This window comes from Rhizobium leguminosarum, assembly GCF_002953715.1.
GTDB lineage: Bacteria > Pseudomonadota > Alphaproteobacteria > Rhizobiales > Rhizobiaceae > Rhizobium > Rhizobium leguminosarum_V.
In genome coordinates, this window is the sequence record NZ_CP025012.1 from 4,360,488 (window position 1) to 4,387,428 (window position 26,941).

At 61.0% G+C, this 26,941-nt stretch carries 28 protein-coding genes; 8 read left to right on the forward strand and 20 right to left on the reverse strand.

Annotated features, from left to right (window positions below; translation table 11 throughout):
- Window positions 1–51: 51 nt before the first annotated feature.
- The 4 genes from CUJ84_RS21650 to CUJ84_RS21665 form a co-directional block, all read right to left on the reverse strand.
- Window positions 52–681 carry a hypothetical protein gene (locus tag CUJ84_RS21650; protein ID WP_105007694.1) on the reverse strand — a complete coding sequence of 210 codons (630 nt, stop codon included), beginning with the start codon at window positions 679–681 and terminating at the stop codon, window positions 52–54.
- Between the two features lie 120 nt (window positions 682–801).
- Window positions 802–2,619: an ABC-F family ATP-binding cassette domain-containing protein gene (locus CUJ84_RS21655; protein WP_105007695.1), complete on the reverse strand. Its 1,818-nt coding sequence runs from the start codon at window positions 2,617–2,619 to the stop codon at window positions 802–804.
- A 3-nt stretch (window positions 2,620–2,622) separates the two neighbouring features.
- Window positions 2,623–3,279 (reverse strand): thiamine diphosphokinase, encoded by a 657-nt coding sequence (locus CUJ84_RS21660; RefSeq protein ID WP_199788745.1) that lies wholly within the window; start codon window positions 3,277–3,279, stop codon window positions 2,623–2,625.
- Between the two features lie 102 nt (window positions 3,280–3,381).
- Window positions 3,382–3,909 carry a MarR family winged helix-turn-helix transcriptional regulator gene (locus tag CUJ84_RS21665; protein ID WP_027682431.1) on the reverse strand — a complete coding sequence of 176 codons (528 nt, stop codon included), beginning with the start codon at window positions 3,907–3,909 and terminating at the stop codon, window positions 3,382–3,384.
- 116 nt (window positions 3,910–4,025) lie between these two features.
- On the opposite strand from CUJ84_RS21665, the gene CUJ84_RS21670 reads away from it, so the two are divergent.
- The gene (locus tag CUJ84_RS21670; protein WP_105007697.1) at window positions 4,026–5,564 is read left to right on the forward strand and encodes an MDR family MFS transporter; all 1,539 of its coding nucleotides are present in this window, start codon (window positions 4,026–4,028) and stop codon (window positions 5,562–5,564) included.
- Window positions 5,565–5,951: 387 nt separating this feature from the next.
- Window positions 5,952–7,496, forward strand: a complete 1,545-nt coding sequence (locus CUJ84_RS21675) for a M48 family metalloprotease (protein ID WP_105007698.1) — start codon at window positions 5,952–5,954, stop codon at window positions 7,494–7,496.
- Window positions 7,497–7,648: 152 nt separating this feature from the next.
- On the opposite strand, the gene CUJ84_RS21680 is transcribed toward CUJ84_RS21675, so the two are convergent.
- The 5 genes from CUJ84_RS21680 to CUJ84_RS21700 all read right to left on the reverse strand — a co-directional run bounded on the left by CUJ84_RS21680 (window position 7,649) and on the right by CUJ84_RS21700 (window position 14,044).
- Window positions 7,649–8,512: an RNA polymerase factor sigma-32 gene (locus CUJ84_RS21680; protein WP_018244054.1), complete on the reverse strand. Its 864-nt coding sequence runs from the start codon at window positions 8,510–8,512 to the stop codon at window positions 7,649–7,651.
- A gap of 377 nt (window positions 8,513–8,889) precedes the next feature.
- A complete protein-coding gene (locus tag CUJ84_RS21685) occupies window positions 8,890–9,462 on the reverse strand; it encodes a CarD family transcriptional regulator (protein WP_003543775.1) in 573 nt (190 codons plus the stop codon).
- Between the two features lie 393 nt (window positions 9,463–9,855).
- Window positions 9,856–10,194, reverse strand: a complete 339-nt coding sequence (gene fdxA, locus CUJ84_RS21690; RefSeq protein ID WP_012759433.1) for a ferredoxin FdxA — start codon at window positions 10,192–10,194, stop codon at window positions 9,856–9,858.
- 194 nt (window positions 10,195–10,388) lie between these two features.
- A complete protein-coding gene (locus CUJ84_RS21695; RefSeq protein WP_012759434.1) occupies window positions 10,389–10,793 on the reverse strand; it encodes an RNA-binding S4 domain-containing protein in 405 nt (134 codons plus the stop codon).
- Window positions 10,794–10,795: 2 nt separating this feature from the next.
- Window positions 10,796–14,044 (reverse strand): helicase-related protein, encoded by a 3,249-nt coding sequence (locus CUJ84_RS21700; RefSeq protein WP_105007699.1) that lies wholly within the window; start codon window positions 14,042–14,044, stop codon window positions 10,796–10,798.
- Window positions 14,045–14,908: 864 nt separating this feature from the next.
- Here CUJ84_RS21700 and CUJ84_RS21705 point away from each other — a divergent pair.
- From CUJ84_RS21705 to CUJ84_RS38390, 3 genes are all read left to right on the forward strand, one after another.
- Complete coding sequence (locus CUJ84_RS21705) at window positions 14,909–15,064, forward strand: DUF3309 family protein (RefSeq protein ID WP_071414346.1); 156 nt, start codon at window positions 14,909–14,911, stop codon at window positions 15,062–15,064.
- A gap of 27 nt (window positions 15,065–15,091) precedes the next feature.
- Window positions 15,092–15,349 carry a YMGG-like glycine zipper-containing protein gene (locus tag CUJ84_RS21710; RefSeq protein WP_018244057.1) on the forward strand — a complete coding sequence of 86 codons (258 nt, stop codon included), beginning with the start codon at window positions 15,092–15,094 and terminating at the stop codon, window positions 15,347–15,349.
- A 192-nt stretch (window positions 15,350–15,541) separates the two neighbouring features.
- Window positions 15,542–15,715 (forward strand): hypothetical protein, encoded by a 174-nt coding sequence (locus CUJ84_RS38390; RefSeq protein WP_199788746.1) that lies wholly within the window; start codon window positions 15,542–15,544, stop codon window positions 15,713–15,715.
- 77 nt (window positions 15,716–15,792) lie between these two features.
- Here the strand turns inward: CUJ84_RS38390 and CUJ84_RS21715 are convergent, their stop codons facing one another.
- Complete coding sequence (locus CUJ84_RS21715) at window positions 15,793–16,518, reverse strand: beta-ketoacyl-ACP reductase (RefSeq protein WP_105007700.1); 726 nt, start codon at window positions 16,516–16,518, stop codon at window positions 15,793–15,795.
- A 71-nt stretch (window positions 16,519–16,589) separates the two neighbouring features.
- Entirely contained in the window at window positions 16,590–17,771 is a 1,182-nt protein-coding gene (locus CUJ84_RS21720) for an acetyl-CoA C-acetyltransferase (protein WP_027682425.1), read from the reverse strand.
- Window positions 17,772–18,010: 239 nt separating this feature from the next.
- Between CUJ84_RS21720 and phaR the strand changes: the two genes are divergently transcribed.
- A complete protein-coding gene (gene phaR / locus CUJ84_RS21725) occupies window positions 18,011–18,583 on the forward strand; it encodes a polyhydroxyalkanoate synthesis repressor PhaR (protein WP_003543798.1) in 573 nt (190 codons plus the stop codon).
- Here the strand turns inward: phaR and CUJ84_RS21730 are convergent.
- The 5 genes from CUJ84_RS21730 to mtgA form a co-directional block, all read right to left on the reverse strand.
- The gene (locus tag CUJ84_RS21730; RefSeq protein ID WP_105007701.1) at window positions 18,578–18,985 is read right to left on the reverse strand and encodes a hypothetical protein; all 408 of its coding nucleotides are present in this window, start codon (window positions 18,983–18,985) and stop codon (window positions 18,578–18,580) included. The genes phaR and CUJ84_RS21730 overlap by 6 nt on opposite strands.
- Before the next feature lie 144 nt (window positions 18,986–19,129).
- Complete coding sequence (gene rpmF / locus CUJ84_RS21735) at window positions 19,130–19,315, reverse strand: 50S ribosomal protein L32 (RefSeq protein ID WP_003543812.1); 186 nt, start codon at window positions 19,313–19,315, stop codon at window positions 19,130–19,132.
- Window positions 19,316–19,470: 155 nt separating this feature from the next.
- On the reverse strand, window positions 19,471–20,118 hold the full coding sequence (locus CUJ84_RS21740; RefSeq protein WP_105007702.1) for a glutathione S-transferase family protein: 648 nt from the start codon (window positions 20,116–20,118) through the stop codon (window positions 19,471–19,473).
- Window positions 20,119–20,131: 13 nt separating this feature from the next.
- Window positions 20,132–20,854, reverse strand: coding sequence for a DUF1868 domain-containing protein (locus tag CUJ84_RS21745; protein WP_105007703.1), 723 nt, complete (start codon window positions 20,852–20,854; stop codon window positions 20,132–20,134).
- A 208-nt stretch (window positions 20,855–21,062) separates the two neighbouring features.
- Window positions 21,063–21,800, reverse strand: a complete 738-nt coding sequence (gene mtgA / locus CUJ84_RS21750; protein WP_105007704.1) for a monofunctional biosynthetic peptidoglycan transglycosylase — start codon at window positions 21,798–21,800, stop codon at window positions 21,063–21,065.
- Between the two features lie 135 nt (window positions 21,801–21,935).
- Between mtgA and CUJ84_RS21755 the strand changes: the two genes are divergently transcribed.
- Window positions 21,936–22,850, forward strand: a complete 915-nt coding sequence (locus CUJ84_RS21755; protein WP_105007705.1) for a polyprenyl synthetase family protein — start codon at window positions 21,936–21,938, stop codon at window positions 22,848–22,850.
- A gap of 65 nt (window positions 22,851–22,915) precedes the next feature.
- On the opposite strand, the gene CUJ84_RS21760 is transcribed toward CUJ84_RS21755, so the two are convergent.
- A complete protein-coding gene (locus CUJ84_RS21760) occupies window positions 22,916–23,350 on the reverse strand; it encodes a DoxX family protein (RefSeq protein WP_105007706.1) in 435 nt (144 codons plus the stop codon).
- A gap of 69 nt (window positions 23,351–23,419) precedes the next feature.
- A complete protein-coding gene (locus CUJ84_RS21765) occupies window positions 23,420–23,914 on the reverse strand; it encodes a cupin domain-containing protein (protein WP_105007707.1) in 495 nt (164 codons plus the stop codon).
- A 71-nt stretch (window positions 23,915–23,985) separates the two neighbouring features.
- On the opposite strand from CUJ84_RS21765, the gene CUJ84_RS21770 reads away from it, so the two are divergent.
- The gene (locus CUJ84_RS21770) at window positions 23,986–24,585 is read left to right on the forward strand and encodes a TetR/AcrR family transcriptional regulator (RefSeq protein ID WP_105007708.1); all 600 of its coding nucleotides are present in this window, start codon (window positions 23,986–23,988) and stop codon (window positions 24,583–24,585) included.
- A 17-nt stretch (window positions 24,586–24,602) separates the two neighbouring features.
- Here CUJ84_RS21770 and hisC read toward each other — a convergent pair whose 3' ends face one another.
- Complete coding sequence (gene hisC, locus CUJ84_RS21775) at window positions 24,603–25,664, reverse strand: histidinol-phosphate transaminase (protein ID WP_105007709.1); 1,062 nt, start codon at window positions 25,662–25,664, stop codon at window positions 24,603–24,605.
- A gap of 16 nt (window positions 25,665–25,680) precedes the next feature.
- Window positions 25,681–26,931, reverse strand: a complete 1,251-nt coding sequence (gene ispG, locus CUJ84_RS21780; RefSeq protein WP_105007710.1) for a flavodoxin-dependent (E)-4-hydroxy-3-methylbut-2-enyl-diphosphate synthase — start codon at window positions 26,929–26,931, stop codon at window positions 25,681–25,683.
- Window positions 26,932–26,941 lie beyond the last annotated feature (10 nt).

A 26,941-nucleotide genomic window follows, 5' to 3' on the forward strand; every position in this document is an offset into this window, starting at 1 on the left:
GGAGCGGTTTTGGGATGACGGCATGCATAAGACAAGGATTTGAGCCGCTGGTCACATCGGCGGCGTGATGCCGTTGAGGCCTACGGCGATCTGGCTGGCCGAGATGCTGCCGTCCGCCGCCTTCTCGCCGGTGATGACGACGCCGGCGCCGGGCTTCAGATCATCCTTGGTCGCAGGCGCCAACGTCACGATCGGCGTGCCATCGGCAATCGCGATGGTCTTTTCCTTGCCCTGATAGGTCAGCGTGATCGTGTGGCCGTCCACGGACTTGACGGCATTGCTGACGGTCGCATTGGTCATCTGGCTGTTCGGCTGCGCATCCCAGGGACGGTTGCCCTCACCGGTTCCCTTCATCGACGCCGGAAAGATCAGCACCTCGATCGCCCCGTCCGGGCCTGTGCCCTTCGGAAGTGAAGCGACGCCGACGAAATCGCCGGGCTTGATATCCTCGACCGAGGCTTTCTTGATGCCGCCGACCTTCCAGCCAGATTTCAGCGTGATCGTCGCATCGCTGCCCTCGCGCGTCTTGACGACGAGCGTATCGCCGCTGAGGCTTTCGATTGCGCCGCGAACACGAATGCGCTGGGCATCCTGCGCCTGTGCGGCTTGCGACAGGGCAAGCGTCGCGAGGCTGCCGGCGACAAACGCCGTGAAAATTCCGGAATAGGGCTTGCGAGACATATGACTTTTCCTTGTCGCCATTGCGATCGGCAATATCCCCGGCTGCCGGACGGCACCTTATGCCGCAGGACGACACACTGACGAATCAAGGAAAAGTGAGCCTTCAGCCTCGAGAAAATCTCAGCCTTCCAGCTCTTCCCGCAGCATTTCGAGCTCCAGCCACTCCTCTTCCATCTTTGTCAGGCCGGCGCGCAGTTTTTCCATCTCGCTGGCAAGCCGGTTGAAGGCTGCCGGATCGCGCGTGAAAAGATTGGGATCTGCCATCACCTGTTCGCGCTTGGCGATTTCGGCTTCGGCCTTCGCCATTTCCTTCGGCAGGTTTTCCAGTGCGAATTTCTGCTTGAAGGAGAGCTTGACCTTCGAGCTGCCTGACGCTGGTGCCTCCTGCGTCTTCGGCTTCTCCGCCGCCCTCTCGGCTTTTCTGCGCTCCTCGAGTGCGCCCTTGCGTTGCACAAGCATGTCCGAGTAGCCGCCGGCATATTCGATCCAGCGGCCATCAGGCGCATCCGGCACGGCGGGTGCGATCGTCGAGGTCACGGTGCGGTCGAGAAAATCGCGGTCATGGCTGACGAGAATGACGGTGCCGGGAAAGCCGGCGACAATCTCCTGCAGGAGATCGAGCGTTTCGATATCGAGATCGTTGGTCGGCTCGTCGAGGATCAAGAGGTTCGTCGGGCGCGAAAGGATGCGCGCCAGCATCAGCCGGGCGCGTTCGCCGCCGGAGAGGTTTCTGATCGGCGTACGCGCCTGTTCCGGCTGGAACAGAAATTCCTTCATGTAGCCGGTGACGTGGCGCTGCTCGCCGTTGACGAGCAGGTTTTCGCCGCGCCCGTCCGTCAGATAATTGGCAAGCGTATCCTCGGGGTCGAGATCCTCGCGTTTCTGGTCGAGCGTCGCGATCTCCAGATTGGTGCCGAGCTTCACCGTGCCGCTATCGGGCGAAAGCTGCCCGGTCAGCATCTTCAGCAGCGTCGTCTTGCCCGCGCCGTTCGGTCCGACGAGACCAATGCAGTCGCCGCGATGCACACGGATCGAAAACGGCGTGACGATTGCCCGCTCGCCGAAGCTCTTGGTGATCTTGTCGGCCTCGATCACCAGCTTGCCGGATTCCTGCGCGTCCGAAACCGTCGCCTGCACCGTGCCCTGCGGCCCCTTATGGCCGCGATAGTTCGAGCGCATCGTCTGCAGCTCGCCGAGACGGCGCATGTTGCGCTTGCGCCGCGCCGTGACGCCATAGCGCAGCCAGTGCTCCTCGCGCTCGATCGACTTGCCGAGCTTGTGCTGCTCCAGTTCCTCGGCCTCCAACACCTGGTCGCGCCAGGCTTCGAAATGCGCAAAGCCACGGTCGAGCCGGCGCGAGGTGCCGCGGTCGAGCCAGACGGTTGCCGTCGAGACCTTTTCGAGGAAACGCCGGTCGTGCGAGATCAGCACCAAGGCGCTGCGCGTCTTTTGCAGCTCGCCTTCCAGCCATTCGATGGTCGGCAGGTCGAGATGGTTGGTCGGTTCGTCGAGCAGAAGAATGTCCGGCTCCGGTGCCATAACCCGGGCAAGGGCAGCGCGCCGCGATTCGCCACCGGACAGCATTCTGGGGTCTTCATCGCCGGTCAGCCCGAGATGCGACAGCAGATAGGTGACACGATAGGGGTCATCGCCCGGCCCGAGGCCGGCCTCGGCATAGGCCTGCACCGTGTTGAAGCCGGCAAAATCCGGGGCCTGTTCGAGATAGCGCACCGTCGAGGACGGATGACGGAAGACCTCGCCGGACTGCGCCTCGACCAGGCCGGCGGCAATCTTCAGCAGCGTCGATTTTCCCGAGCCGTTACGCCCGACGAGACAGATTTTGTCACCGGCCTCGATCTGCAGGCCAGCACCGGCCAGAAGCGGTGCGCCGCCGAAGCTCAGGAAGATATCGTCGAGTTTCAGGATGGGAGGGGCCAAAAATCAGACTCCGGAAAGATCATAGGGCCGGGCGAGCACGATTGCCCGGCCGCTGCGGAGCGAAAAGCGAACCTTGCCTTCCGCAACATTGGAAATGGTGCGCGACGAGCCGAAAGGCAGATGGAAATCCGCCAGCGGATAACGCGCATTCTCGATGGTAAGCCCTCTCAGCTCGCTGAATCCGGGCACGGAAAACAGGCTGCCCTTGGGAAGGTCCAGTTCGATCGTACCGGCAACCAGCGGCACTGCCTCTTCCTTGCCCGAGGTCAGCAGCAGGTCAAAACCCTCTTCCGCCAGGCTGACAGCCGACAGCAGATGCTGAAGCGCATGGTCGGAGCGTTCGCCGCCGAGCGCGCCGGCGAGGATGAGCCGCCGCGCGCCCCGCGCGATTGCTTCCGCCACGGCGATTTCGCCGTCCGTCGCCGCCTTCGCTGCCGGATAAGGCTGTTTCGGCACATTGGGAAATGCATCCGCGAGATCGGCCGGCGTCGAATCGAAATCACCGACCCAGAGCTCCGGCGTAATACCGAGTGCTGCCGCATGCCGCATGCCGCCATCGGCCGCAATGAAGCGGCTGTCGGCGATGGCATGGCGCAGGCGCTCCGTCAGGCTGAGTTCGCCGCCAAGGAGAATGGTGAAGGTGGATTGGCTCATGGGCATTGCCCTTAGCGCAAACGGGGGGTCGAGGGGAAGGGGCGCCGCTTGCCTGAAAGCGCTGCGCGTCCAACACCAACAGGACGCCCGATCACTTTGAACTGCCGCCTAGCCCGGCGTATCCTTGTCGCGCGACAGGAAAACCGCCTCGTAGCCGCCGATGAAGCGCTCGAAAAGCGCTGCGAAGCGCTCGACATCTTCCTGCGGCCAGTCGGAAACGATCTCGGAAATGATCGCAAGCTTCTGCGCGACGATCTCGGCAAGCAGGTCCTGGCCGACCTCGGTCATGACGACGACGATCCGCCGCGCATCGGCCTGCGAGGCCTCGCGGCGCAGCACGTTGCGCCCGACCATGTCGGCGACCACCCGGCTTGCCCGTGACGGATCGATGCGCAGCATCTCCGCGATCATGCCGACCGTGACCTCGCCGGCAGGCTGCGCCCTCCGCACGGCATCGAGCACGTCGAGATGCGAAAGCTCAAGGCCTGGTGCAGCACTCTGGATCGCCAGCCGGCCGATCAGCCGCCGCCCGGTCATCAGCCGCATGCGCGCCATGCTCCGGCCGATACGCGGCACGTTTTCACGATCCGGCTCGGCCGGCTCCGCAGAAAGGGTCTTGGTCAGGACTTCGCTCATCACAGGACCATAACAGAGCCGATTCGAAAATTGAATATGCCGATGTCATTAATGTGCCATTGACAACTATATGCTGTTAGCACATAAAAGCACATCAACCCGGAACGATGCCTCCCATGGATATGCAACTCGCGCCTGCGCCGCTCGTGACGGATCCTCGTCGCCGGCTTATCCTCTTCTTTTTCCTGATGACCGCCATGTTCATGGCGACGCTTGATAATCAGATCGTCTCCACGGCTCTGCCGACGATCGTCGGCGAATTCGGCCACCTCGAGCGCTTCGGCTGGATCGGCTCGGCCTATCTCCTGTCGCTGAGCGCCGTCATGCCGCTCTATGGCAAGCTCGGCGACTTGTTCGGCCGCAAATACGTGATGATGACGGCGATCATGATCTTCACCGTCGGCTCGGCGGTCTGCGGCCTTGCGGTCTCGATGAATACGCTGATCGCCGCCCGCGTGCTGCAGGGCCTTGGCGGCGGCGGCATCATGGTGTCGATCTTCGCCGTCAACGCCGATCTCTTCGAGCCGCGCGAGCGGGCTCGCTACCAAAGCTATTCCAGCCTCGTGCTGATGGCATCGGGCGCGATCGGCCCTGTGCTCGGCGGCACGATGAGCGATCTCTTCGGCTGGCGCTCGATCTTCCTCGTCAACGTGCCGATCGGCTTCCTCGTGCTCACCGGCCTTGCCTTCATGCTGCCCTACCGCAAACCGCATCGCCGCCCCAAGATCGATTATGCCGGTGCGCTCCTGCTTGCCATGACGACGACAAGCATCGTGCTTGCCACCGACAGCAGCGAACTGTTCGGCGCATTGATCTCGCCTGAGAGCATCGGCATCGTCGCCTTCGGCGTCATCTGCGCCGTCACCTGGGTGTTCGTCGAGCGCCGCGCGCCGGAGCCGATCGTTCCCCTGCAGCTGTTTCGCAATTCGACCTTCAGCCTGCTCCTGGTGATCTCGATCATGGGCGGCGCCATCGCCATCGGCATGGTCAATTATCTCGCTCTCTTCCTGCAGACCACGACCGGCCTTTCGCCGTCGGCCGCCGGCCTGCTCTTCATCCTCCTGACCGGCGGCCTCGTCTGCGGATCGCTGACAGCAGGCCGGATCATCTCGAAGACGGGGCGCTACAAGCCCTTCGCCATCGCAAGCCTCACCTGCAGTGCCACCGCCTTTGCCCTGATGTCGCATATCCACGCCGGAACACCGATCGTCTTCATCGGCGCGATCATGATGCTGCACGGCATCGGCATCGGCCTTGCCCAGCAGGTTCCCGTCATCGGCGTACAGAATGCAGCACCGGCCCGCGACGTCGGCGCCGCCACCGGCTCGGTGACGCTGTCGCGCATGGGCGGCGCCTCGATCGCTATTTCCATCTACGGCGCCATCATCGCCTCTGAGCTCGGCAAGGTCGGCGTCTCCATTCCCGGCGTCGCCGATATCGAGCAGCTGACGCCGAAAATGATGGCCGCCCTTCCCGAAGCGAGCCGCCAGGCCGTCGCCGATACCTATGCCGCTGCCTTCTCGCCGCTCTTCATGACCTCCTGCGCCATTGCGCTGATCGGCCTTGCGGCCGCCATCATGCTGAAGCCTGTGCAACTGCCCCGCGCCGGCGAGACGACGAAGCCGCAACCGGCGACGGCGGAAGCTGCCGAATAGTCGAATCGCCCCGCGGAAATGCCTTACCAAGAGGCGTTCCTTCACCAAAAGCACATTACTGGTTGCAATTTTCACGCAAGACTGTCGCTGTCGAGCTGGTTATTTCAATCGGCCCGTTCTTTTTCCGCGCCGTCGACGAATCTCCGCTTTGTGACGGAACTTTCGCCATAATTTCATCCGAGCGAAGGGAGGCCTTAATGCCTGAGGCTTGCCAAAATGCAACGGCGCCACATTTAAGCAGAGTCTCGCTATGCAACCGATGCGTAAATCAGCTACAGCAAAGACTTGTATCGGCCGATTGTGCAGCGCGAGATCAGGGGTGCGCACCTGTTGAATTCCCTTTGCCATGGTCGGTCCGAATCTGCGGCAAACCGGCAAAACAGCGACATGATGCGGAGAAACAGACTGGACAGCTTGACGACGTGGAAATCGCCCGCGCTTTCCAGTGATGCCATCTCCGCGCCGCGGCGCTTCGCGCGTCGCCTGATGCTGCTTTCGGCCGTCGCAATGGCGCTGAATGGCTGCCAAACGCTGATCGACCAATCCTATCAGCCGAGTGTTTCGCCGTCTTCCAATCCACAGATCGTCGACGAGGTGCAGAAGAACGACCCGCGCGCGGCGATGGGCGCCCGCGAGCATCCGCGCATCGTGGCAAGCTACGGCGGCGAATACAAGGACGCCAAAACCGAACGCCTCGTCGCCCGCATCGCCGGCGCACTGACGGCGGTGTCGGAAAATCCGAGCCAGTCCTACCGCATCACCATCCTGAATTCGCCGGCGATCAACGCCTTTGCGCTGCCGGGCGGTTATCTCTACGTCACCCGCGGCCTGCTCGCCCTTGCCAACGACGCCTCGGAAGTTGCCGCCGTGCTATCGCACGAAATGGGCCATGTGACGGCAAACCACGGCATCGAGCGGCAGAAGCGCGAAGAGGCTGAGGTCATTGCCAGTCGCGTCGTCGCCGAAGTTCTTTCCAGCGACATCGCCGGCAAGCAGGCACTTGCCCGCGGCAAGCTGCGGCTCGCCGCCTTCTCCCGCCAGCAGGAGCTGCAGGCCGATGTCATCGGTGTGCGCATGCTCGGCGAAGCTGGCTATGACCCCTATGCCGCTGCCCGTTTCCTCGATTCCATGGCGGCTTACAGTCGCTTCATGTCGGTTGATCCCGAAGCCGACCAGAGCCTCGACTTCCTGTCGAGCCATCCGAATTCGGCGCAGCGCATAGAGCTTGCCCGCACCCACGCCCGCGCCTTCGGCCAGGAAGGCTCAGTCGGCGACAAGGGCCGCGATTATTATCTCGACGGCATAGACGGACTGCTCTACGGCGACAGCCCGGAAGAAGGTTATGTGCGCGGCCAGACCTTCCTGCATGGCGGCCTCGGTATCCGCTTCGACGTGCCGCCGGATTTCCACATCGACAACAAGGTCGAGGCCGTGATGGCCACCGGTCCGAACGACATCGCCGTCCGCTTCGACGGCGTCGCCGACAATCAGAACCAGAGCCTCACCAACTATATCTCCAGCGGCTGGGTAACCGGACTCGACCCGTCGACCATCCAACCGATCACCATCAACGGCCTGGAAGCAGCCACCGCGCGCGCCAGCGCCGACCGCTGGGATTTCGATGTCACTGTGATCCGCAACAATTCGCAGATCTTCCGTTTCCTGACCGCCGTGCCGAAAGGCAGCGACGCCCTCGAGCCAACGGCCAATGTGCTACGCGCGAGTTTCCGGCGCATGACGCCGGCAGAGGCGGCATCGCTGAAGCCGCTGCGTATCCGCGTCGTCACCGTCCGGCCGGGTGAGAATATCTCGACGCTCGCCGCCCGCATGATGGGCACAGACCGCAAGCTCGATCTCTTCAAGCTCATCAACGCCCTGCCCACGGGTGCAGCCGTTTCAACAGGCGATCGCGTCAAAATCATCGCCGAATAAAAAAGGCCCGGCTTACGCCGGGCCAGTCTGTGCTGCTGGAGGGGACAAGCATGTCGCGTAAAACCGTGCAGCGGTTTTGCGATCACGACATGCATAAAACAAACACCTAAAGCGCGACCGGCGAATCTGAAAGATCTCGACGCGCTTTAGGTTCAAGCGTAGGCCGCCATATGCGGATCGGCGCTGACGAGGGCGCTGCGGAGTTTTTCCATCGCCCGGCTTTCGATCTGACGCACACGTTCCTTGGAAATGCCGAGATCGGCACCGAGTTCTTCAAGTGTCGCACCGTCTTCCGCCAGACGCCGGGCGCTAATGATCTTCATCTCGCGTTCGTTGAGATGTTTCAGCGCCGAGGCGAGCCAGACGCGGCGGCGCTCGCCGTCGATCATGTTGGAAACCTGCTCGTCCGGCAGAGGATCGTCGCTGACGAGGAAGTCCATCTTCTCCGCGCTCTCGGCATCGCCGGAGACCGAAGGCGCCTGCAGCGAAGCGTCGTTGCCGGAAAGCCTGGCATCCATCGTCTGCACATCGGCGAGGCTGACGCCGAGGGCCGCAGCGATTTCCTGGTGAATGGATTGCAGCGTCAGCTGTGTGTCACCCTTGGCGAGCTTGGCGCGCAGACGACGCAGATTGAAGAACAGCGCTTTTTGCGCGGAACTCGTGCCACCACGCACGATCGACCAGTTGCGCAGGATATAATCCTGGATCGAAGCCCGGATCCACCAGCTTGCATAGGTCGAAAAACGCACGTCGCGTTCCGGCTCGAAGCGGGCGGCGGCCTCCAGCAGGCCGACATAGCCTTCCTGCACCAGATCGCTCATCGGCAGGCCGAAATTGCGGAACTTGCCGGCCATGGATATGACGAGGCGCATATGGGCCATGGCGATCTGGTTGCGCGCACCGCGGTCGTCGTGATCCTTCCAGCGGGTGGCGAGATCGTGCTCTTCCTGACGGGCAAGATAGGGGGCGGCCATCGCGATTTTGATCATGCGCCGATCTGCAGACATGTTCTTCATTTCGATCTCCCGAAGCAGGCCTCTCGCCCTGAAATGAACAATAAAACTCATATTCCGGAACATCGCTGTCCGGATTGAATGGGTTCTGAATGCATAAAAGCCTCGCCCCTGGACTTTTCAGGGGGAGGCCCTATTTTTCATCATGTGCCGGTAAGACGGCTGGGCCGGACCTGTTTCTTCACCTTGCCGGATGGGCAATATAGAAAAGGCATGATCCGCTCCTCATTGAACATTGACGGAACAGCAGTTCGCTCGTTGAGGCCATTGCCCGACGAGCAGTCCGCAATTACGTATGATAAACGCGGCAGTCGGGAAAAAGTTCCAATAAAAAAACCCGGCACGAAGGCCGGGTTTTTTGACAGAAAAACAGGGTCGCTTTATGCGGCTTCGTCCTGCGAATCGTCTTCTTCAATCGCCTTGCCGCGCTTCGGACCCTTGTTGAGATTGGTCTCGACCAGACGGACGGCTTCGGTTTCCGACATTTTGTTGACAGCGGCGATTTCGCGCGCCATGCGGTCGAGCGCAGCCTCATAGAGCTGGCGCTCCGAATAGGACTGTTCGGGCTGGTTCTCGGCACGATAGAGATCACGCACCACTTCAGCGATGGAAATCAGGTCGCCGGAATTGATCTTCGCATCATATTCCTGGGCGCGGCGGGACCACATGGTGCGCTTGACACGCGCCTTGCCCTGCACGACCTTCAATGCACGCTCGACGAAATCCGTTTCCGAAAGCTTGCGCATACCGATGCTCATGGCCTTCGCAACCGGAACCTTCAGACGCATCTTGTCCTTCTCGAAATCGATAACGAAAAGTTCGAGCTTCATGCCGGCAACTTCTTGCTCTTCGATAGCGGTGATGGTACCGACGCCATGAGCGGGGTAGACGATCGATTCACCGGTCTTGAAGCCGTGACGTGCTGTAGAAGGCTTTTTCTGCTGAGTCGTCATTCTATTCAAAAACTCCCTGTTACGCTTCCGGCGGCGGCCGGAGCCGGGTCAGTCAGGCCCGGGTGAGACGGTAGTATCCGTCGGGTGACTTCACTCTGATCCCATCGGGCAAAAGCAAAGACTTCTTGCGCGCGATCTTGGGACCCGGCGCTCAAAGCGTTGATATGTCACGGAAACCGCGTACGGATTTGTTTTGCTTTCGTGATGGTTTTGGGCATGCGTCATGCCACAAATGGAACAGTAGCCGAAACCTATCATAAAAATATGAGGAAATCAATAATTTGCTTCGCTTGAGTCATGCGGGCAACACATGTCACCCATATGCCTCACGCAACTTTTAAAACGTTTCGGCCCGCGGTCGCCCGAATCCGGCGACCGAATGTAGGCACTGTTTCAATCGCCGGAACCAGGCTTCTCCGAGAAATACTTCTCGAATTTTCCGGTCTCGCCATCCATGTCCTTGGCCTCAGGCAACGGCTCCTTCTTGACCGTAATATTCGGCCAGATCGTCGCGTATTCGGTGTTGATCTTCAGCCATTTGTCGAGGCCAGGCTCGGTATCGGGCTTGATCGCCTCGGCGGGACATTCCGGTTCGCAGACGCCGCAATCGATGCATTCGTCAGGATGGATGACGAGGAAATTCTCGCCCTCATAGAAGCAGTCGACAGGGCAGACTTCCACGCAATCGGTGTATTTGCACTTGATGCAATTGTCGGTCACGACATAGGTCATGAAGAACTCCAGGATTTCCATGCGGATGGGGCCGGGCAACCTGGAACGTCGCGCCTATCCCCGTGCCGGAGGAAAAGCGTGAGCAGGCTTGGGAGGCAAGCACGCTTCCGGCAGGTTGTCAGTGACCTATCGGCTTTATCGCCGGATTTCAAGGATAAACGATCTGCAAAAGCCGCCGCCGCAGACAGAGTTTTCTAATCCTCGTCCGACATCAGCCTGTCGATTGCACGTCTTTCCTTTTTGGTCGGACGGCCGGTGCCGGTCGCCCGGATTGCCTGCTCGTAGGGCGTGAGACGTTTTGCCTCATCGGGCGGCGGGGATTGGTCGTCGTAAAGCAGGCGCGCCTGCTCGTAAGGCCCCCGTCGCTCGCCGGCAAGGCGCACGACGAGAACGACATCGCGCCGCTCCAGCGTCAGCTCGATACGGTCACCCGGCTTGACCATCTGGCTCGGCTGGCTGCAGCGCTCGCCGTTGATGCGCACATGGCCTGATTGGATATGGCTCTGCGCCACCGAGCGTGACTTCGCCATGCGCGCGAAGAACAGCCACTTGTCGATGCGCTGGCGCGAACCGCTTGTCGGCTGTGTCTCCCCGCTCATGACTACTTCTTCATCTGCTCCTTGAGGGCTGCGAGCTTGGCGAAAGGCGAATCCGGATCGATCGGCTTCTCCTTGCGCGGCGGCTTGGCCTCGAAGCGCAGCGGCTGCGAGCCGCCGCGATTGTTGTTGCGGTCATTGCGATCGTTGCGGTCACCGCGATCCTTGCGATCGCCGCGGTCCTGCCGGTCACCACGCGGCTGGTCGCCCCGTGGTTGGTTGTTGCGGTCGCCCCTTGCCTGCTGCGGCCGGCCGCCGTCGCGACCACCACCGTCCTTACCGCGGTTCTGGCGATTGTTGTCACGGCCTTCGCCGCCGCGATTGCCCTCGCCGCCTTCACCGCCGCCGGGCCGGCGATTGCGGTCGCCGCGTTCCTGGTTCTGACCGCGCTGCTCGCCCTGGCCGCCACGGCGTTCGCCATGACCGCCGCGCGCCTGGCGCTGATTGTCGTTGCGGCCGCCGAGACGCCACAGAAGAACCGGCTTCGGTTCCACCGGCTCGCCGGCTTCCCCAGGAGCAGGCGCTGCTTCCTCGGGAGCGTGCACTGCTTCTTTAGACGCTTCCACCGGAGCCGATGCCTCGATCGCTTCGACCGGAGCGGGGGTTTGGACCGCTTCGGCCACGGGCGCGTCAGCAGCTGCCGGAGCCGCCTCGGTTGCAGACGCTTCGGCAGCAGTCTCTTCCGCCGCACCGTCGGCATCGTCGTGGTCGGCCTTTTCGGCTGTCTCTTCCGCAGGCGTTTCCGCAGTGGCAGCAGGCACTGAGGCCGCATCCTGCGTCGCAAGATGTACCGATGCCTCTTCCGCCTTCACGGCATCGGCGCGATAGCCGAGACCCTTGAGGATTTCTTCCATGTCCTCGAGCGTCGCACCGAGGATCGACAGCATCGCCGTCGTCGTCGTGAAGCGGCGGCCGTCATAGGCGCCCTCCGGACGGTTGTTTTGACCGGGCTTCCATTGCAGCAGCGGCCGGATGATGTCGGCAAGCCGTTCCAGAATGTCGATGCGCACGGCACGCTTGCCGAGGAAACGGAAGCCGGCGAGCTTGTAGAACATCCGCTCGAAGCTCGGATCGGTGACGACGGAGGTGCGGCCGGCGGCAAGCACCGGAATGAGATCGCCATAGCCCGCCTTGTCGAGACCGTCATTCTTCAGCGCCCAGAGCAGCGTGATGAGCTCGGCCGGGGCCGGCTTCAGAAGCGCCGGAACGAAGATATGATAGGCGCCGAAACGCACGCCGTAGCGGCGCATGGAGGCACGGGCCTCCTGGTCCAGCGACTTCACCTCCTCGGTCACGTCGCGGCGGAAGAGCACCCCGAGATTCTCGACGAGCTGGAAGGCAAGTCCCTTGGCGAGACCCTGCAGGTCCTCGGCACGCGACAGATCATCGAGCGGCTTCAGCACCGTGCTGATATGATGATTGACGAAGCGCTCGATGCGGGCGGCGACGTGATCACGGGCATTGCCCGTCAGTTGTTCGTCGGCCAGCAGGATCACGCGCGGACGCATGATGTGATCGCTGCCCGAAAGCCGCGCCACCGGGTCGCCCAGCCAACGGATCAACCCATCCGAACCGATCACCAGATCGCTGTTGCCGGCGGCATGCATCCGGGCCGCGCGGGCTTCGAACTCGAGCCCGAGCGCCTTCTGCGACGCAGCCTGAACCGCCTTGGCATCCGGTCCGTCCGTTCCCGCCACCGGCGTGAAACGGAATCCGCTCAACTGCCCTACATGATGTCCTTCAACGAAGACATCGCCATTCACACTGATTTCAGCTTCCAGCATCGCATTCTCTCTCAGGCGCTTCATGAGCACAGATGTCCTGCGATCAACAAAGCGTTTCGTCAACCTTTCATGTAACGCGTCGGACAATCGATCTTCGATTTCCCGCGTCTTTTCCTGCCAGTGTGTCGGATCGGCAAGCCAACCGGGCCGATTCGAAACGTAGGTCCAGGTCCTTATCTGCGCGATTCGCGCCGAAAGCGTGTCAATTTCCCCATCTGTTCGATCGGAGCGATGAACCTGCTCCGCAAGAAACTGCTCGTTCACCGTGCCATAGCGGACGAGATCGGAAAAGAGGGTCGCGATAAGATCGGCATGTTGTGCTGGGGTGATACGCCGATAGTCGGGAAGTGCGCAAGCCTCCCAGAGTTTTTCAACGCGCGCCGGCCTGTCGGCGAGATCGATGACCTCGGGATAGCGCGAAAGCTGTTCCAACGCCTGCTGGTCGACGGCAGGCAGCGCCCGCGTCAGCCCCGGCACGCGCGGTCCCACCTCAAGGCTGGCGCGCAGCGATGCGATTGAGGAGAAGTCCATCTCCGTCGTCCGCCACTGCAAAACCTTGACGTTGTCGAACTCGTGCCCCTCGATGCGCTGCACCAGCTCATCGTCGAAGGGCGAGACCTGTCCGGTGACGCCGAAGGTCCCGTCCCGCACGTGCCGCCCGGCGCGCCCGGCGACCTGGCCGAGTTCGCCTGGATTGAGATTGCGGAACTGGTAACCGTCGAACTTCCGGTCCTGGGCAAAGGCAACGTGATCGACATCGAGGTTGAGGCCCATGCCGATCGCATCGGTCGCCACCAGATATTCGACGTCGCCTGCCTGATAGAGCGCCACCTGCGCATTGCGGGTGCGCGGGCTGAGCGCGCCAAGCACGACCGCCGCCCCGCCGCGTTGCCGGCGGATGAGCTCGGCGATGGCATAGACCTCGTCGGCTGAGAAGGCGACGATGGCCGAACGCTGCGGCAGCCGGGTGATCTTCTTCTGCCCGGCGTAGAAAAGATGCGAAAGCCGCGGCCGCTCGACGATATTGATGCCGGGCAGGAGTTGCAGCAGGATCGGCCGCATCGTCGCCGCACCGAGCAGCAGCGTTTCCTCGCGGCCGCGAAGATGCAGGATGCGGTCGGTGAAGATATGGCCGCGCTCGAGATCGCCGGCGAGCTGCACCTCGTCGATCGCGACGAAGGCGGCTTTGGTCTCGCGCGGCATCGCTTCGACGGTGCAGACGGAAAAACGCGCATTGGGCGGCGAAATCTTTTCCTCGCCGGTGACCAGCGCCACATTCTGCGCGCCGACCTTCTCCACCACCCGCGTATAGACCTCGCGCGCCAGCAGCCGGAGCGGCAGGCCGATCACGCCCGTCCCGTGCGCGACCATGCGCTCGATGGCATAATGGGTCTTGCCGGTATTGGTCGGCCCGAGCACCGCGGTCACACCGCGCCCACTCAGAATCATCGGCTGCGAAGTCAGAGTCATAAGTCCATGCAAATGAGGCGGGTGGCCCCAGGAAAATCTCGGCTCCTCGATGGAAGCCAGAGAACACATGGACAGCTGCCGCCGCAAACGCAAGGGCAGATTTCAAAATGCCTCGGGGATTACGACCTTTGCGAGTCCCGTGGAACGCCCGAATTTCCGATTCGGAACAGCGTGAGAACGAATCAGCGACGAATCGGTGACTCCAGCTGATTCAGCTTTTGTTCACGGCTAAGTATTGATTTTGAATCACTTTTTCCCACTAGATGCTGAATCATGAGACTCTCTCTTGTTCGCATTTTCGCCATCGTGAGTGACCGATTCCCGCCCGATCTTGAACAGGCGAAAATCCGCCCGAAATTAACCTCTCGACCAAAGCCGGAACGAATCGGAGACGAATCGATGACTCAGCCGTTTTCGCCTTTCGTTCGCGGCCACATCTGGTAGCGGCTTCGGGTCCGGGCGCTAGATGCGGATCGGCGGCAGGGGCCTTCATTCCACCTCGCCGCACCGGCATTAATCTTTCGGGAGCCGGATTCAGATCGCGTTAAACTGCGGCAGCCGATAGGGGTGCCGAGTGCAGGCGCCGATCAAAGAGGGAACGAATCGCTGACGAATCGGCGACATCACGATTTTCCCGCTTTGTTCACCGCAACATATTGTATTTAAACGAGTTTTTAACCATACAGGTGATTTCCCGGAATGGTCGAATTCGACCGATGCTGCCGAGCGTTTGCGAAAGCGGCCATGCGCCTCAGAAAACTACAAACAAGGTTTCGTCACATTTCGAGAGCTTAGCCGGGAACAAAAATCGCCAATAAGTGTTTCTCGTCCATTCGAATTGCAGATGAAATGAAGGGAACGCACATGCTCGGCACGATACTTCTTATTATCCTTATTCTGCTTCTGATCGGAGCCCTGCCGAATTGGGGTTACAGCCGCGGCTGGGGCTATGGACCTTCTGGCGGTTTGGGGCTAGTTCTCGTCATTATCATTATCCTTGTACTCATGGGCCGCGTCTAAAGGCCTACTAACCTGGGGAGTTACGACATGATGAAGAAGATTGTTCTTATTGGTGCGCTCGTCGGCGCTCTGGCATCCTGCACAGCGACCGAGCAAGGTACGGCGATCGGCGCCGGCACCGGTGCGGTTATCGGCGGTGTCGTCACCAACAGCTGGGGCGGCGCAGCCGTCGGCGCCGTTGCCGGCGGTCTGACCGGTGCTCTGATCGGTCATTCGGTCGAACGCCGTGGCTACTGCGTCTATCGCGACCGCTACGGCCGCCGCTACGAGGCTCGTTGCCGCTAATCGGCAAAAGCATATCGGACTCCCGACGGGCGCTTCGGCGCCCGTTTTCTTTGCCGGTCCTATCCGTCAACGAGACGTTGACAATCGGTTGCGAAAGTCAAATCTACCGCCGCCCAACGGGCAGGCGCATATTTCCTTCACGAGCGCAATGAGCAGGCAGAGCCGCCCGGCGCACCGGAAAGGAACGTTTCCATGATCCAGATTTTTCTGAATTCCCTCGTCGCCATTCTCATAGCCTCGGCTTTCCTGACGACCGCGATATCAGCCCTCAGCAGCAAAGATCGCTTGCTGCGCAAAGTGCCGGCCAAGATCGGACGGTCGAGGTTCGGACACAGCGACATTCCGAACGCCGACCGCCGCTCCTGATCCAGCAAATAAAATAAGCGAGGCGCGCCCTGCCAGACTCGCCTCGCTTTGAATCTGCGTATAATCCGTATTGTGGCCTAGGCGAAGTACTGCCCACCATTGGCCGTCAGCGTCGAACCGGTGATGAAGCCGGCATCGTCGGAGACGAGGAAGGTGACGCAGCGCGCGATCTCTTCCGGTTCGCCGAGACGACCGACGGGGATCTGCGGAATGATGCGTTCATTCAGCACCTTCTCCGGCACGGCAAGCACCATTTCCGTTCCGATATAACCGGGGCAAATGGCGTTGACGGTGATGTTCTTGTTCGCCCCTTCCTGGGCCAGCGCCTTGGTGAAGCCGAGATCACCCGCCTTGGCCGCCGAATAATTCACCTGGCCCATCTGGCCCTTCTGCCCGTTGATCGACGAAATATTGACGATACGGCCGAAGTTGCGGTCGCGCATACCGGTCCAGACCTGATGCGTCATGTTGAACAGGCCGGTGAGGTTGGTATTGATCACCTCGTGCCACTGCTGCTGCGTCATCTTGTGGAACATCGCGTCGCGGGTGATGCCGGCATTGTTGACGAGGATTTCGACAGGCCCGATCTCGTTTTCGATCCTGGCAATTCCCTCGCCGCAAGCGAGGTAATCCGAAACATCCCATTTGAACACTGGAACGCCGGTGACATCATGGAAGGCTTTGGCCTTCTCGTCGTTGCCCGCATAGCTGGCCGCGACCCTGTATCCGGCGTTTTTCAGTGCCATGGATATTGCCGCGCCGATGCCACGTGTACCCCCGGTGACCACAGCCACTCTGCTCATGCTCCGCTCCCCTTTTGTCTTTTGCCCCGCCGCGTGGCGAGATTTTCAATCAATCATGGATTGTATGCTATTTAAAGCGCTTCAAAGCACATGGCCACACCCATGCCGCCCCCGATGCAAAGCGTGGCAAGACCCTTCTTGGCGCCGCGGCGCTTCATTTCGAACAGCAGCGTGTTGAGAACGCGCGCGCCGGAGGCGCCGATCGGATGGCCGATCGCGATCGCCCCGCCGTTGACGTTGACGATCGACGGATCCCATCCGAGATCCTTGGTGACGGCGCAGGCTTGCGCCGCGAAGGCCTCGTTGGCTTCGACGAGATCAAGATCGCTCACCGACCAGCCGGCCTTCTCGAGCGCCTTGCGCGAAGCCGGGATCGGTCCGGTGCCCATGATCTGCGGATCGACACCCGCCGTTGCCCAGGAAACGATGCGGGCGAGCGGTTGGATGCCGCGCCGGACTGCCTCCGCCTCGCTCATCAGCACCGCCACAGCGGCACCGTCGTTGAGGCCGGACGCATTCGCGGCCGTGACCGTGCCGTCCTTGTCGAAGGCTGGGCGCAATTTCCCCATAGCTTCCAGCGTGGCGCCGTGACGGATATATTCGTCAGCATCGACCGTGACGTCGCCCTTACGTGTCTTGATGACGTAGGGGATGATCTCGTCGACAAAGCGACCGGCCTTCTGCGCTGCCTCCGCCTTGTTCTGCGAGCTGACGGCGAATTGATCCTGGTCGTCGCGCGAAAGCTGCCACTGGCGCGCAACATTCTCGGCAGTGATGCCCATGTGGTAGCCGTAGAAAGCGTCGGTCAAGCCGTCCTTGATCATCGTGTCGATCATCTTCATGTCGCCCATCTTGACGCCGCCGCGCAGATGCGCGGCATGCGGGGCCATCGACATGGATTCTTGGCCGCCGGCAACGATGATCTTGGCGTCGCCGGTGGCGATCTGCTGCATGCCGAGCGCAACCGCGCGCAGGCCCGAGCCGCAAAGCTGATTGACGCCCCAGGCCGTCGCTTCCTTCGGAATGCCGGCCTTCATTGCCGCCTGGCGAGCCGGGTTCTGGCCCTCGCCGGCGGAAAGCACCTGGCCGAGGATCACCTCATCCACCTCGCCGGCATCGACGCCGGCGCGCTCGAGCGCGCCCTTGACGACGGCCGCCCCGAGCTCATGCGCGAGAACCGTCGCGAAAGCGCCGTTGAAGGCGCCGACTGCTGTTCGCCCTGCGCTGGCGATGACGATGGATGGATTGCTCATGGGGACGCTCCTCGTTTTCGTCTCACTTACATAAGTGGAAACTGGCAAAGCTTGGAGCACAAGTCAAACGCGAAGACCGGCTGCCGTCATTTTTCGGCAGCAGCCCGCGAAAGCCCGATTCATCTGCTCTGTGAAAGGTTTGCCGCATCGCACAAAGAGATTGTCACCGGCCTTCTTTTGCGTTTACAGTCTGAAGTGGAGGAATATCCATAAATCAGACGGGGGTTCAGGAGACTGATATGGCGAAGCATGAGGGTCAGATTGTTATCAAGAAATACGCCAATCGCCGCCTGTACAACACAGGCACCAGCACTTACGTGACACTGGAAGACCTGGCGGAGATGGTGAAGAAGGGTGAAGAATTTACCGTACAGGATGCAAAAAGCGGAGATGACATCACCCATTCGGTGCTGACCCAGATCATCTTCGAACAGGAATCGAAGACCGGAAACACACTGCTCCCGATCTCCTTCCTGCGTCAGCTCATCACCTATTACGGCGATCAGATGCAGATGGTCGTGCCGAGCTTTCTCGAACATTCGATGCGCTCCTTCACCGAACAACAGGCCCAGATGCGCGAGCAGGTGACCCGCGCTTTCGGCGAAACGCCGCTCGGCAAGAACCTGCAGTTGCCGATGCAGATGGTCGAGGACCATGTTCGCCGCAACACCGAGCTGTTTCAGCAGGCGATGCAGATGTTTTCGCCCTTCATGACGCCGCCTGCCAAGGAAAGCCGCAAGGCCGAGGCCAAGGATATCGACGAGTTGAAGGAACAGCTCCGCGCTCTTCAGAACAAGCTCGACAACCTATAGTCCGATCGAGACATCCCGCCCGGCGCTTCGGATCGACACGGCAAAACCGCCGATGACATCGATCAGAGCGATCGTCATCAAAATGAAGAATACCTGCGTCGCAGCATCCCGGACGAGCAAAAACTCGACCAGGAAGGCGATGAAGACCAGCATCGACAATATGTGGTTGACGAGATTGCCGGGACCGGTTCTGGTCGCTTTGAGGATTTCGAAGAACAGCACGACAAGTGCGATGACGATGAAAAGATCGCCGAGCGCCATGCTCCAGATCGCGCCCGAGATCATCGACAACACGATGATATCATGCTGCAGTGCCGGAATGCCGCCATCGCCCATCAGGCCCAGCATCGCCAGATTGTACAGAATAAACGGAATAATCATCAGGGGCATGGCATTTATCATCGGCAAATCTCCTCGGCGCCGAAAGAATACTGCCGTAAGTCGTTGCCCCACCGCAAGTCATTGCAAATATTATATCGTCGAAATGCAAAAGGCCGGCGTGACGCCGGCCTTAAAACTTTCGATCGGACAAGCCGGATCGGGAAATTATGCGCTTTCCTTCGGCGTCAGAACCTGGCGGCCGCGATACATACCGGTCTTCAGGTCGATATGATGCGGGCGGCGCAGCTCGCCGGAGTTCTTGTCTTCGACGTAAGTCGGAGCCTTCAGTGCGTCTGCCGAACGGCGCATACCGCGCTTGGACGGGCTTGTTTTTCTCTTCGGTACAGCCATTTCTCTTACTCCACTTGCGGGCAAAACATTCCCACGGCCAGACTGGCGGCCGAAACGGACATGTCGCGATTTCGGAATTTGGCGCGCTTATACATGCAAGGGGTGACCTTGACCAGTCCCCATGCGTATTTTTTGCGAAGCCGATGATTCCAGGCTCAGACTTCGTCTTCCGCCACGATCCAAGGCTCGGCGCGGGCCGCCTCTTCCCATTTCCGCCAAGCCGGATGCGCCTTCATGGTCTCCATATAGGCCAGCGTATCGTTTCGGCTGACGAGATCATAGATGTCGAACCGGTTGACGACAGGCGCAAACATCGCATCCGCCCCGCTGAACGCGCCAAACAGAAACGGTCCGCCGGATTGCTGCAGGAGGTCGCGCCAGATCGTCTCGATGCGGCTGATATCGGCGTCGACACCATCCGGCAACGCGATCTTGCCCTTCGACCGGCGGATATTCATCGGGCAGGCGCTGCGCAGCGCCCGGAAGCTCGAGAGCATTTCCATCGAAACCGAACGGGCGAGCGCCCGCTCGGCGCGGTTCCTCGGCAGAAGGCCGGCGTCTGGATAAAGCTCGGCGGCATATTCGATGATCGCCAGCGATTCCCAGATCTTCAATGCGCCGTGCTTGAGAAGCGGCACTCGCCCGGTCGGCGAAACGGCCTTGATATCGGGATTGCCGCCAGGATAGTCGAAAGGGATCAGAACTTCCTCGAAATCGACACCGGTGCCGGTCAGCGCCATCCAGGGCCGGAACGACCAGGAAGAGTAGTTCTTGTTGGCAATGTAGAGCGTCGGTTTGTCCATGGGCCTCTCCCGTTCAGGCTTCGAAATCGAAAATCAGCAATTCGTGGAAATGGTTCATATCCTCGAACACGCAGAATGCCGGCGGGGTAAGCTCGAGAACAGGGGCCTTGCGGCGGATATCGTCGGCCACGTCATCGAGCATCGCCTGCCAGCGCGGCAAGGCTTCGTCCTCCAGCCGTTCGATCGCGTAGGCAAAAGTCATGTGGAACTTGTAATCCTCATGGCTCGGCTGGCGATAGCCCAGAAGATCGGCCAGCGCATTGCGCCAGGCGCGCATGACCCTGCGGTCGTTCTCGGTCGCCCCGTCGACGAGCAGGCCTGACGGGCGAGCGTCGACGATGGCGACCTTGAAGGGATCGAACATCGAGAAACCTTCGAGCCTGGCCGCCATCAGCGCGGTCATGTCTTCGATCGGCGCATCGAGAGGGAGGTCGCCCGGCCAGCAATCCTGTCGGCGTCTGGTCTCGATGACACCTTCAAAAAGCGTCATGTGAATGCTTGATATCGGCGTGAAGAGGAACTGCGGGGCCTCGGGCATCGCCAGATATTTCTCACGCGCCTCGATCAGCGCCATCTGCGTCTGCGAGCCCTTCTCGAGATGGCAGACGATGGTGTTGCCGGCTTCCGGTAGAAATCCGCCGACCTTGCGATAGCGGCTACCGAGATGGGCGGGCGGGTTCGAATTGTGCGTCTTCGAGTAGAAGAGAAGTTCGGGCGAAAATGTCGTGGTGGTCATGGGCGAGTCGGGGCTCCGGTTGGACTGCATTCGCCCATACGGCAGAACCAAGAATGTCAGATGACGCTTGCCGCTTCTAGAGCATGATGCCGAAAAGCGTGAGCGGTTTTCGGACGACATCATGCTCTAACTATATAATTTAGAACAGGATTCAGATTTCAGGCCGACCACGGCCTAAAATCATCCTGTCTAACGACAAGTTCTGATCTCAATCATAGATGCACCTGATGTAATCGCCCGAACCTTGCGCGCGTCTCTCGATGACGCCGGCGAGCCGGCGAAGGCCTCGTCCGGGTTTACCGGCATTGCGGTCGATCGGGTTTGGCAGCGAGACGGCAAGCAGCGATGCCTGTCGCCGCGTCAGCTTCGAGGCCGGCACCTTGAAATGATGCTGGGCCGCCGCCTCGATGCCGTAGATGCCGGGACCCCATTCAGCGATATTGAGATAGATTTCCATCAGCCGCCGTTTCGACAGGACGAAATCGGTGGTCACCGCAAGCGGAAGTTCCAGTGCCTTGCGCACGAAGGAGCGGCTGTTCCAGAGGAAGAGGTTCTTCGCCGTCTGCATCGGGATGGTACTGCCGCCGCGTGTCGCCTGACCTTTCAGCGTATCCTCGACCAGCATGCGCATTTCCGCCCAGTCGACACCGCCGTGAAAGCAATATTGTCCGTCCTCTGACATCATCACCGACTGCACCACAACCGGGGCGATATGATCAAGCGACACCCATTGCCTGTCGTAACCGCGCAGCAGCACGAGATCGCGCAGCATCAGCGTCGAGACGGGGTGAATGAAGGGCAGCAGATAGAAAAAGATCAGCGCATAGGGAAGGATCAGCATGATCAGCACGGCAAGAACAATGCGTTTCAACACACGCCGGTCTTCGAACCATCGCCGACGAGCCGGCATGTCGACGCTATCCTCTCTCTCTGGCGCTATATCCAATGTCCCCAGTCCGATTTCGCTCCTGTCGTTCTCATAACGCCTGTGCAGAGCTTATGCCAGAGTGGGTGGCGAATCTTGCTGCCGTCATCGACAATTCCGTTGCAAGCCCGTGGGCGCTCATGCCAAACAGCGCCCATGGACGCGAACCGGGACACTTTCGAGACGAGGCTGAAGAACAACGCCCACGAGATCGAGGCGCTGCTCGACCTATTGCTTTCGCCGAGCACCCTTTCCGATGAAATCGCCAGACCAGCAACGCTGCGCGATGCCATGCATTATGCCGTGCTGAACGGCGGCAAGCGGCTGCGCCCGTTTCTCGTCGTCGAAAGTGCAGCCCTTCTCGGCGGCGATCCAGAGGCGGCACTTCGCGTCGGCGCCGCACTTGAATGCGTCCACTGCTATTCCCTCGTGCATGACGACCTGCCGGCCATGGACGATGACGACCTGCGCCGCGGCAAACCGACGGTACACATAAAGTTCGACGAGGCGACGGCAATCCTCGCAGGCGACAGCCTGCTGACCTACGCCTTCGACATTATCGCCGCGCCGGAAACGGCCCTTCCCGATACGAGCAAGGCATCGCTGGTGCTGGCCCTTGCCCGTGCTGCCGGTCTCGGCGGCATGGCCGGCGGCCAGGCGCTCGATCTCGCAGCGGAAAGACAAGCGCCTGACGAAGCCGGCATCATCCGCCTGCAGGCGATGAAAACAGGCGCGCTGATCCGCTTCGCCTGCGAAGCCGGCGCCGTCATCTCGGCAAGCCCGCCGGAAGATCGCCGTCGCCTGCGCGCCTTCGGCGAAAAGATCGGTCTTGCCTTCCAGCTTGCCGACGACATTCTCGACCTGACCTCGGACACCGCGACCATGGGCAAGGCAACCGGCAAGGATGCGGCCCGCGGCAAGGGAACGCTTGTGGCCCTGCGCGGCATGGAATGGGCCGAGAGCCAACTCCACCAGCATGTCCGCGATGCCGAGGCGCTGCTTGCCCTCTACGGCCCTCGCGCCTCGATCCTCACCGCTGCGGCGCATTTCATCGCCGACCGGAAAAGCTGACATCCCCAGACCGCCTCCGGCGTTGGGGAGCTTTGACTGTTCCCCGACACCGATGATCCGATCGTTCAGATGCCGGCTAAAACAGGCGCCTGAACCGTAGCGGTTCGCCGCCCCAGGATCGCAACGATCATCAGACCGCCGACGACGCTCAGATGCTCGATCGCAAACAGCATCTCGAAAAAGGCGGCTTTGCCGCTCATCGACCAGAAGGCGTGCGCGATCGGGATCGTCAGCACGGTAAAGACGCCGAGAGCGCCCGCCCCGAGCCAGATATGCCGACCGGAGATGACAAGGGCGGAGCCGGCAAGCTGCACGAATATAACGGCAATCGCAGTCGGCGCAGCAGGTGCAAGGCCGTAGTGCTCCATCTCTGCGATCGCGGTCGGGAAGTCGAAGAGCTTCGCAAGCCCGCTCGACCAGAAGACCAACGTCAGCAGGATGCGGGCGAAGATCCGAAAGCTGCTCGATGCCAGCAGGCGATCGACATGATGCATTCTCATTGTTGATTCCTCGATAGTCGAAAAGATTGTGATCGGCGTCGCAGCGCTTGCTCCCCCGGGGCCGGGGGCTCACGCCTGCGGCGGCGGCGGCGGCGGAATGTCGATGCCGAAACGGGCGGCCGTCGCGACGATCTTCGGAACATCGGGCGCGCTCATCGGCGGAAAGGCTGTCGTGCCAGGTGCGACCGGCTCGCCGATCGCCATGAAGAATTCCTCATGCAGATCGCCGGGAAAATTGATCAAAAGCAGCTTCGAGGGCGTCTCGGCAATATTCCGGAAGGAATGCAGCGTGCCCGGAGAGACGTGGACGAAATCGCCGGGGCCGCAATGCTTGATCTCGTCGCCGACGACGATCTCGTAACGGCCTTCGAGGATGAGAAAGGCTTCCTGGTCCGTCTGCGTGTGCGGCGGCGGGCCGGCGTTCGGAGCCGTATAGACCTCGATGACGGTGAAGCTGCCTTTGGTATCCGCGTAGCGGGCACGAAAGGTGAGGATATTGCCAAGAAAATGTACGGTCATCGGCGCTGAGGCGTCGGACCGGCCGGAAAGGGGAGCGGAATTCATCGACTTGTGCCTTGATTTGATTGTGATACACTAAACTCTTAATGAGACACAAATCTCATAACGAGGCATGAATGGACAGTCAAGGAAAAAGATTCGAGAGGGTCAATCAAAAGCGTCGCACGCGTGTCGAGTTGCTGCGTGCCGCGCGCGAGATCATAGAGAAAGGCGGCCACCCCTCGGTCGCCGAAGTGGCCGATCTCGCTGGCATTTCTCGCGCGACGGCCTACCGCTATTTCTCGACGCCGGATGAAATCATCCGGGAGGCGGTCCTCGATGGCGTTGCGGATGTGATTAAGATCCCGCCAGCGCGGAACGACATGGGCGACGCGGAGGTCGGCCATCGGCTCGACGACCTGGTCTCGCAGGTCTTCAAGATGGTCATCGACAATGAGGGCGTCTTTCGCGCGCTTCTCGGCAGTTCTGCTGCCGGCCAGGCACAGGTTCGCCGTGGCGGCCGCCGCATCGCGTGGCTGAAAGAGGCGATGTCACCGCTGCAGGCAACCATGCCGCCGAAGAATTTTCAGCGCCTCCTCCACGCACTGTCGCTGGCGGTTGGCGTAGAGGCACTGGTGGTAATGCGTGACATCTGCGAGCTGGAGCCTAAGGAAGCGGAGAAGGTTCTGCGCTGGACCGCAAAGACCTTGCTTGCCGGCGCCATGGCCGAAAGCTGAGGAAATCGGTGGGTTGCTCAGGCCGCCAGCATGTCCTCGAAAGCGGAAATCAGACGCGCACACTCCTCATCCGTGCCGATGCTGATGCGCAGGAAATCCGAAATACGTGGCTTGGCGAAATGCCGGACGAGAATGCCGCGCTCCCGCAGGGCGGCTTGAAGCGCTGCCCCCGAACAGCTTTCGTGCCTTGCGAAAACGAAATTCGCCTGCGACGGCAACACCTGGAAATCCAACGTTTCGAGTTTGGAGACGAGGCCTTCCCGGCTGGCGACGATTTTCCTCCGGCATGTCTCGAACCAAGCCTCGTCCTTGATCGCCGCCGTCGCGGCAAGCTGCGCCAGACGATCGAGCGGATAGGAATTGAAGCTGTCCTTGACCCGCTCCAGCGCCTCGATCAGCGGCCGCTGGCCCAGCGCGAAGCCGATGCGCAGACCTGCAAGCGAACGGGATTTCGACAGGGTCTGGATCACCAGCAGATTGGGATGCGTGGATATCAGCGGGATGGCGCTTTCACCGCCGAAATCGATATAGGCCTCGTCTATGACGACGACTGCATCCGGATGAGCGGCAAGAAGTGCCTTGATGCCGGCAAGCGGCAGGCCGATCCCGGTCGGCGCATTCGGATTGGGGATGATGATTGCACAGCATGGCCTGTCGTAATCCGCCAGCCGGATCTGGAACCTGTCGTCGACCGGCACCTCGATCGCCTCGACGCCGTATAGCAGGCTATAGGTCGAATAGAAGGCGTAGGTCACATCGGGGTAGAGAAGCGGCCGCTCGTGTTTCAGCAGCGCCTGGAACGTATGCGCCAGAACTTCGTCGGAGCCGTTGCCGACGAATACTTCTTCCGCCGTCAGGCCGAAACGGGCCGCGATCGTCTCGCGCAATTCCGTGGCAGAGGGATCTGGATAGAGCCGCAGACGATCGTCCGCCGCCTCCCTGATCGCCTCGAGCGCCTTCGGAGACGGCCCGTAAGGGCTTTCGTTGGTATTGAGCTTGACCAAGTTCGCGATACGGGGCTGCTCGCCTGCGACATAAGGCTGAAGCTTGCTGACGATTGGCGACCAGGACTGGCTCATCCGAACTTGCGGGCGCTCATTCCGCCGCCGTCCGCTGGCCGAAACGCTTCTCGATATAGTCGACAACCAGCGCCTCGAAATCGGCGGCGATATTGGGACCGCGCAGCGTCAGCGCCTTCCGCCCGTCGATGAAGACGGGGGCGGCCGGCGTCTCGCCGGTGCCAGGAAGCGAAATGCCGATGTCGGCATGTTTGCTTTCGCCCGGGCCGTTGACGATGCAGCCCATGACGGCGACGTTCAGCGCCTCGACGCCAGGATATTTCTCGCGCCAGACCGGCATGTTCTTGCGGATGTCGTTCTGGATGTTCTGGGCAAGTTCCTGAAACACGGTCGACGTCGTGCGTCCGCAGCCCGGACAGGCCGCAACGACGGGTATGAACTGGCGGAAGCCCATGACCTGCAGGATCTCCTGCGCCACCTGGACTTCGCGCGTGCGATCGCCGTTCGGCTCGGGCGTCAGCGACACGCGGATCGTATCGCCAATGCCGTGCTGCAGCACGAAGCCCATGGCCGCCGACGAGGCGACGATGCCCTTGGTGCCCATGCCGGCTTCAGTCAGGCCGAGATGCAGCGCATGATTGGAGCGTTCGGCGAGCATGGAATTGACGGCGATCAGGTCCTGCACCTGGCTGACCTTGGCCGACAGGATGATGCGGTTGCGCGGCAGGCCGATCTCTTCGGCAAGGGCTGCAGAAAGCAGCGCCGACTGCACGATCGCCTCACGCGTCACCTGCCGGGCCGAAAGCGGCGATCCGGCTTCGGCATTCTGGTCCATCAGCGCCGTCAGCAGATCCTGGTCGAGCGAGCCCCAATTGACGCCGATGCGCACCGGCTTGTCATAGCGGATCGCCATCTCGATGATCTCGGCGAACTGCTTGTCCTTCTTGTCCTTGAAGCCGACATTGCCGGGGTTGATGCGGTATTTCGCCAGCGCCGCGGCGCAATCAGGATGATCGGCGAGCAGCTTGTGGCCGATATAATGGAAGTCGCCGATCAAGGGCACGTCCATGCCGAGACGCAGCAGCCGCTCGCGGATCTTCGGCACGGCGGCCGCACTCTCGTCGCGGTCGACGGTGATGCGCACAAGTTCCGAGCCCGCCCGGAACAGGGCGGCGACCTGCGCGACGGTCGAATCGACATCGGCCGTATCGGTATTCGTCATGGATTGCACGACAACCGGCGCCCCGCCGCCAACGATAACACCGCCGACATCGACGGCAACGGAAGCACGGCGCGGTTTCGGATCAAAATCGGCGGCTGACAACATGAAGAGTTCT

Excerpts from the sequence above, each read along its gene's own strand:
- CUJ84_RS21650 (WP_105007694.1), bottom strand. The coding sequence starts at position 681 with ATGTCTCGCAAGCCCTATTCCGGAATTTTCACGGCGTTTGTCGCCGGC.
- CUJ84_RS21660 (WP_199788745.1), bottom strand. The coding sequence starts at position 3,279 with ATGCCCATGAGCCAATCCACCTTCACCATTCTCCTTGGCGGCGAACTC.
- CUJ84_RS21665 (WP_027682431.1), bottom strand. The coding sequence starts at position 3,909 with ATGAGCGAAGTCCTGACCAAGACCCTTTCTGCGGAGCCGGCCGAGCCG.
- CUJ84_RS21670 (WP_105007697.1), top strand. The coding sequence starts at position 4,026 with ATGGATATGCAACTCGCGCCTGCGCCGCTCGTGACGGATCCTCGTCGC.
- CUJ84_RS21675 (WP_105007698.1), top strand. The coding sequence starts at position 5,952 with ATGATGCGGAGAAACAGACTGGACAGCTTGACGACGTGGAAATCGCCC.
- CUJ84_RS21680 (WP_018244054.1), bottom strand. The coding sequence starts at position 8,512 with ATGAAGAACATGTCTGCAGATCGGCGCATGATCAAAATCGCGATGGCC.
- CUJ84_RS21685 (WP_003543775.1), bottom strand. The coding sequence starts at position 9,462 with ATGACGACTCAGCAGAAAAAGCCTTCTACAGCACGTCACGGCTTCAAG.
- fdxA (WP_012759433.1), bottom strand. The coding sequence starts at position 10,194 with ATGACCTATGTCGTGACCGACAATTGCATCAAGTGCAAATACACCGAT.
- CUJ84_RS21695 (WP_012759434.1), bottom strand. The coding sequence starts at position 10,793 with ATGAGCGGGGAGACACAGCCGACAAGCGGTTCGCGCCAGCGCATCGAC.
- CUJ84_RS21700 (WP_105007699.1), bottom strand. The coding sequence starts at position 14,044 with ATGACTCTGACTTCGCAGCCGATGATTCTGAGTGGGCGCGGTGTGACC.
- CUJ84_RS21705 (WP_071414346.1), top strand. The coding sequence starts at position 14,909 with ATGCTCGGCACGATACTTCTTATTATCCTTATTCTGCTTCTGATCGGA.
- CUJ84_RS21710 (WP_018244057.1), top strand. The coding sequence starts at position 15,092 with ATGATGAAGAAGATTGTTCTTATTGGTGCGCTCGTCGGCGCTCTGGCA.
- CUJ84_RS38390 (WP_199788746.1), top strand. The coding sequence starts at position 15,542 with ATGATCCAGATTTTTCTGAATTCCCTCGTCGCCATTCTCATAGCCTCG.
- CUJ84_RS21715 (WP_105007700.1), bottom strand. The coding sequence starts at position 16,518 with ATGAGCAGAGTGGCTGTGGTCACCGGGGGTACACGTGGCATCGGCGCG.
- CUJ84_RS21720 (WP_027682425.1), bottom strand. The coding sequence starts at position 17,771 with ATGAGCAATCCATCCATCGTCATCGCCAGCGCAGGGCGAACAGCAGTC.
- phaR (WP_003543798.1), top strand. The coding sequence starts at position 18,011 with ATGGCGAAGCATGAGGGTCAGATTGTTATCAAGAAATACGCCAATCGC.
- CUJ84_RS21730 (WP_105007701.1), bottom strand. The coding sequence starts at position 18,985 with ATGATAAATGCCATGCCCCTGATGATTATTCCGTTTATTCTGTACAAT.
- rpmF (WP_003543812.1), bottom strand. The coding sequence starts at position 19,315 with ATGGCTGTACCGAAGAGAAAAACAAGCCCGTCCAAGCGCGGTATGCGC.
- CUJ84_RS21740 (WP_105007702.1), bottom strand. The coding sequence starts at position 20,118 with ATGGACAAACCGACGCTCTACATTGCCAACAAGAACTACTCTTCCTGG.
- CUJ84_RS21745 (WP_105007703.1), bottom strand. The coding sequence starts at position 20,854 with ATGACCACCACGACATTTTCGCCCGAACTTCTCTTCTACTCGAAGACG.
- CUJ84_RS21755 (WP_105007705.1), top strand. The coding sequence starts at position 21,936 with ATGGACGCGAACCGGGACACTTTCGAGACGAGGCTGAAGAACAACGCC.
- CUJ84_RS21760 (WP_105007706.1), bottom strand. The coding sequence starts at position 23,350 with ATGAGAATGCATCATGTCGATCGCCTGCTGGCATCGAGCAGCTTTCGG.
- CUJ84_RS21765 (WP_105007707.1), bottom strand. The coding sequence starts at position 23,914 with ATGAATTCCGCTCCCCTTTCCGGCCGGTCCGACGCCTCAGCGCCGATG.
- CUJ84_RS21770 (WP_105007708.1), top strand. The coding sequence starts at position 23,986 with ATGGACAGTCAAGGAAAAAGATTCGAGAGGGTCAATCAAAAGCGTCGC.
- hisC (WP_105007709.1), bottom strand. The coding sequence starts at position 25,664 with ATGAGCCAGTCCTGGTCGCCAATCGTCAGCAAGCTTCAGCCTTATGTC.
- ispG (WP_105007710.1), bottom strand. The coding sequence starts at position 26,931 with ATGTTGTCAGCCGCCGATTTTGATCCGAAACCGCGCCGTGCTTCCGTT.